The organism is Photobacterium sp. R1 (assembly GCF_054600795.1).
In genome coordinates this window covers 1-228 of record NZ_BAAHZP010001117.1, presented here as the reverse complement: position 1 = coordinate 228, position 228 = coordinate 1, and the positions used below count along the sequence as shown (strand labels likewise).

Here is a 228-nt window from a genome sequence, read left to right as displayed (position 1 = left end):
GCACAGTGACTACTCTTCGTCGCTTGATATTTGTCAGTTCCTTTGTTTTTTCTGCATGACTCCTCCTGGCACCGGTGGTCAAACCCCGGTTGCGGATAACCGCCTGATCTATCACAGGCTGAATCACACATATCGTCAAAAGTTTGAAACGCTGGGCTGGCGATTGGTCCGACATTACGGCACGGGTCTCGGACTGGACTGGCAGTATACTTTTTTAACGGATTCCCT

1 protein-coding gene is annotated in these 228 nt (G+C 50.0%); it reads left to right on the top strand.

Features of this window, described 5'->3' with window-relative positions; translation table 11 throughout:
* Positions 1-228, top strand: a 228-nt coding sequence (locus tag ACYP03_RS28530) for a TauD/TfdA family dioxygenase (RefSeq protein ID WP_459783004.1), incomplete at both ends; no start/stop codon positions are given.